Consider the following 4,601-nt stretch of genomic DNA (forward strand, 5'->3'; position numbering starts at 1 on the left):
CGCCGAACCTGGCGTGAAAATCTATTCTCACCTTTCCGATCACTTCGCATCATTCGGATCACGGATCATGTCCGCGACGGCAGGTGAAGCGCCTTACGTGCTCGACGGGCTTGTCCTGGGCGCCGGCAACCTTCCGTTGCATGAGCACTATACCGATACCGGCGGCGCCACCGATCATGTTTTCGCACTCTGCCACCTACTCGGGTTCCGCTTCGCGCCACGGCTGCGCGATATTGGCGACCGCAAGCTGGGTTCGATCGCTGCGCCATCGACATACAAGGGCATCGAAAATCTGATGGGCCGCACCATCAAAACGGCAGCGATCGAGGCCGATTGGGATGACATCGTCAGGATTGTCGCCTCAATCAAGGATGGCACGGTGGCGCCGTCAGTAATCTTGCGAAAACTTGCCGCCTACAAACGCCAGAACAGGCTGGATTTTGCATTGGCTGAACTGGGCCGTATCGAGCGCACTTTGTTCACGCTCGATTGGCTTGAACAACCGGAACTGCGACGTGCCTGTCAGGCCGGTCTCAACAAAGGCGAGGCGAGGCACACGCTTGCCGCCGCCATCTATACCAACCGGCAGGGTCGGTTCACCGATCGCTCGCTGGAAAATCAGGAATTTCGCGCATCTGGGCTGAACCTGCTGATTGCGGCGATTTCCTACTGGAACACGGTCTATCTCGACCGGGCCGCCCAGCACCTCAACGCTGTCGGCACGACGTTCGATGCGGCACTGCTTGCGCACCTTTCTCCGATGGGCTGGGCGCACATCAGTCTGACCGGCGATTACCTCTGGGAGCAGGCCAGGCGACTTCCAGCAGGTGAATTCCACCCACTCAACGAGCCAATGGCGCGGTTGAAGCGTGTAGCGTAGCCCATGTTCCGCTTATGTCCGAGAAATCGTTGTCTGGCGAACAAACCTTGAGGTGACGCCAATTACATCAGCCATTCCCGTCAAAGGATCGCCATGGCCTTCTTCGACGCGAATGGATTGTCAGATTCGGAATGAAGCCGGGCACGCGAGCCATATAATCGCGGTAAACCTCGCCGAAGCTGGCTAGCGCCTCCTTTTCCTCATGCCGAGCCAGCCGAATATACATCACGACGAGCACCGGAAACATAGCAAGGGTCAAAAGGGTCGGCCATTGTAGCAAAAAGCCGAGCATGACGAGAATGAAGCCGACATATTGCGGGTGCCGGATCCGGGCATAAATCCCAGTAAGGGCCAATTGGTGTTTGCGCTGACTCAAGTGAAGGGCCGTCCATGCAACCGAGATCAGCCAGTAACCCACGCCGATCAGCACAAAGCTGGCGATGTGGAATGGACCGTAATGGGGATTAACTCGCCAGCCGAACATCATCTCCAGGAGATGTCCAGCATCGTGGCTCCACCAGTCGACAGCGGGGAAATACGACTGGAGCCACCCCGAAAGCACGAAGATCGTGAGCGGGAAGCCATACATTTCCGCGAAGAGCGCTATGATGAAAGCGCTGAACGCCCCCAAACTGCGCCAGTCTCGTTTAGTTGCCGGCTTGAAGAAGCTGAACGCAAAGAGGATGAAAACGGCGGCGTTAACCAGCGCGAGCCCCCACAGACCATAGCCATAGTCGGCGTGCGTCATCGCGACTCTCCTTCGATGCGGCCGTTGGGATTGGCCGGTAAGCCGGCGGGTGCCTGACCGGGCTCATGGCCATGCTGATGCCCACCATGGCCGCGGTGCATGAACAGGTGCATGAGCGGGCAGGCGAGCAGGATGAGATAGGGCAGCACACCCAGGAAGTGCGCGGTATACTCGTTGAGGAGGAAGAAGCTAGCGACGAGCAGGAAGCCGATCAGAACGATCTTGCCGCGCTTGCGCATGCGATGGTCATGTTCGCCCATATGCCGTCCTCTTCTGGTCAACGTCCGGGCAGCATAGGCTCGAGTCCAAGGAGCAAGGTATAAGTAGAGACCGAAGTCCCCCGGGCATCGCGCAGGCATGGGTAAGGCGATCGATGGGATCGGCCATCGGCGTTCGGGCGACGCAGCTGTCGGGGAGCAGCAGTCGTGCTGCGGATTTTGCGTATAGGCGTGCGGCGTCCGCGAACCAATGCTGCGCTCACGAACATAATCGTGAGAGGCAGGCCCGCGTCCATGCAAAAGAGAAAGAAACGGCACCATTCCCGCGTGACCATCTTCGAGCGTGAAGCAAGGATCGATCTGGCCAAGCGCCCGGCCGATGGTCTCGGCGTTGCCTTTCTCGGCGCATCGGGAACGGTCACAGGGTCGCGTTATCTGGTGGACGATGGTGAAACTCAGATCGTGGTCGATTCCGGCCTGTTTCAGGGACCCAGGGATCTGCGCCGCCTTAATTGGGCATCGATCCCACCCGAAGTCGCGGATGTCGGCCAGGTGCTGCTGACCCACGCCCATCTCGATCACTCGGGCGCACTACCGCGCATGGCGCGCCTGGGCTGGGACGGGACCGTCCTTGCCACGCGGGCGACCGCGGCCCTGTGCGAGCTCCTTCTTCCCGACAGCGGCCATCTGCAGGAAAAGGATGCGGAGTTCGCCAACCAGCACGGCTTCTCCAGGCACCAGCCGGCGCTGCCCCTCTACACCCAGGCCGACGCGCGTCTGGCATTGCAGCTCTTCCGCCCGATCGAGTTCGGAGCGTGGCATGCAGTCACGGACGGCATCAGGGTGCGCTACCATCGCGCCGGCCACATCCTCGGCGCGGCGTCGATCGAGATCGACTGGAAGGGGCGGACAATCCTCTTCTCAGGCGACATCGGCCGTTACGGCGATGCGGTGATGAAGGATCCCGAGCCGCCCGCGCGCGCCGACTATGTCCTAGTGGAATCGACCTATGGCGATCGGCGCCACGAGCAGGTCGATCCGACAAAGACGCTTGGAGATCATGTCGAACGATGCGTCGAGAGAGGCGGGACGGTGGTGATTCCGGCCTTCGCCGTGGGACGGGTTCAGTCGCTTCTCTATCATTTCTCGCGTCTGCGCGCGCAGGGACGCCTCCGCGACATCCCGATCTTCCTCGACAGCCCGATGGCGATCAACGCGAGCGGGCTGATGTGCGATTTCATGGACGAGCATCGCCTGGCCCGCGCCGAGTGCGAAGCGGCGTGCAGCGTCGCGCACTATGTGCGCGAAGTGGAGGAATCCAAGGAACTCACCGCCAACCCCGCTCCCAAGGTCATCATCTCGGCCAGTGGAATGGCAACGGGCGGCCGCGTGCTCCACCATCTCAAGCGCTTCGCGCCGGATGGGAAGAACCTCATCCTCTTCTCAGGCTTCCAGGCGGCGGGCACCCGCGGCGCCGCCATGATCGGGGGCGCCCGGACGATCAAGATCCACGGCGAGTATATCCCGGTCGAAGCCGATGTCGCCAACCTGACGATGCTTTCGGCGCATGCCGACAGCGACGAGCTCATGCGCTGGCTCGGGTCGCTGCAAGAGCCCCCGCGCCATGTCTATGTCACGCATGGCGAGCCGACCGGCGCCCAGGTCCTGGCGAAGCGTGTCTCGGAGGATCTGGGCTGGGCATGCAGCGTACCGGCGCTGGGTAGCTGGGGCATGCTCGCGTGAAGCCCGGGATCATCGAGGACGCCGAAGTAGAGCCTGTCGCGACGACGCTGCGGGCACACCGCCTCGGCCTGTCGGCTGCCGGAGGTGATCTGATCGCGGTCATGCGCCAAGACTGTCCCGTCTGCCGCTCGGAAGGTCTCGCGTCGCGCGCGCAGGTCGCGCTGCACGCCGGCGGGCGGGAAATCGTCGTCTCGCTGCTGCACAGTTCCGCGGAGGCTCCAGCGCCCGGCGAGATCGGCCTGTCCGAATCCGCATGGCGGCGGCTCGGCGTCAGCGAGGGCGATCCGGTCGAGATCGCGCACGCCCAGCCTCTCGCCTCGCTCGCCGAAGTGCGTCGGCGCATCTATGGCAATCGTCTCAGTGAAGGGGCTTTTTCAGCGATCATGACCGACATCGCCGAGCGACGCTATAGCGATGTCCATCTCTCGGCGTTCATCACGGCATGCTCAGCGGTCCCGCTCGATACGGACGAAACGATCAGCCTGACCAGGGCGATGGTCGATGTCGGCGAGCGATTGCAGTGGTCCGGAGCGGTCATCGTCGACAAGCATAGCGTCGGTGGATTGCCGGGCAATCGCACCACGCCGATCATCGTCTCGATCATGGCCGCGGAGGGCCTGATCATGCCCAAGACATCGTCGCGGGCGATCACCTCGCCGGCCGGCACGGCGGACACGATGGAGGTGCTTGCACCTGTCGACCTCGACGTTTCCGCCATCCGCAAGGTGGTCGAGCGCGAAGGCGGCTGCATCGCCTGGGGCGGCGCCGTCAATCTCAGCCCGGCCGACGATGTGATCATCGGCGTTGAACGAGTGCTCGATATCGATGCCGTAGGGCAGATGGTCGCCTCGGTGCTGTCCAAGAAAATCGCGGCCGGTGCGACCCATCTGGTCATCGATATCCCGGTCGGGCCGACCGCCAAGGTACGCGGAACCGATGCCGCCGATACGCTCGAGCGCGCGCTGAGCTCGGTCGCCCAAGCCTTCGGGCTTCGCACGCGCGTGATGCGCGG

At 62.5% G+C, this 4,601-nt stretch carries 5 protein-coding genes; 3 read left to right on the top strand and 2 right to left on the bottom strand.

From position 1 onward, the window contains the following. Positions 1–880: Tn3 family transposase (locus BHQ40_RS24115; RefSeq protein ID WP_139139471.1), on the top strand; the 880-nt coding region annotated here is incomplete at its 5' end. 67 nt (positions 881–947) lie between these two features. Here the strand turns inward: BHQ40_RS24115 and BHQ40_RS24120 are convergent. Continuing rightward, positions 948–1,628: a methyltransferase family protein gene (locus tag BHQ40_RS24120; RefSeq protein WP_004212753.1), complete on the bottom strand. Its 681-nt coding sequence runs from the start codon at positions 1,626–1,628 to the stop codon at positions 948–950. Beyond that, positions 1,625–1,888: a DUF2933 domain-containing protein gene (locus tag BHQ40_RS24125; protein ID WP_066861581.1), complete on the bottom strand. Its 264-nt coding sequence runs from the start codon at positions 1,886–1,888 to the stop codon at positions 1,625–1,627. The genes BHQ40_RS24120 and BHQ40_RS24125 overlap by 4 nt, the downstream gene beginning before the upstream one ends. Before the next feature lie 252 nt (positions 1,889–2,140). Here BHQ40_RS24125 and BHQ40_RS24130 point away from each other — a divergent pair, with 252 nt between their 5' ends. Together BHQ40_RS24130 and BHQ40_RS24135 are read left to right on the top strand one after the other, a co-directional pair. Next, positions 2,141–3,589, top strand: a complete 1,449-nt coding sequence (locus tag BHQ40_RS24130) for an MBL fold metallo-hydrolase RNA specificity domain-containing protein (protein ID WP_031304554.1) — start codon at positions 2,141–2,143, stop codon at positions 3,587–3,589. Continuing rightward, positions 3,586–4,601, top strand: a 1,016-nt coding sequence (locus BHQ40_RS24135; RefSeq protein ID WP_070158244.1) for a thymidine phosphorylase, incomplete at its 3' end; no start/stop codon positions are given. The genes BHQ40_RS24130 and BHQ40_RS24135, both read left to right, overlap by 4 nt.

It is taken from the genome of Sphingobium phenoxybenzoativorans, from assembly GCF_001757355.1.
In the GTDB taxonomy this organism is placed as follows: Bacteria; Pseudomonadota; Alphaproteobacteria; order Sphingomonadales; family Sphingomonadaceae; genus Sphingobium; species Sphingobium phenoxybenzoativorans.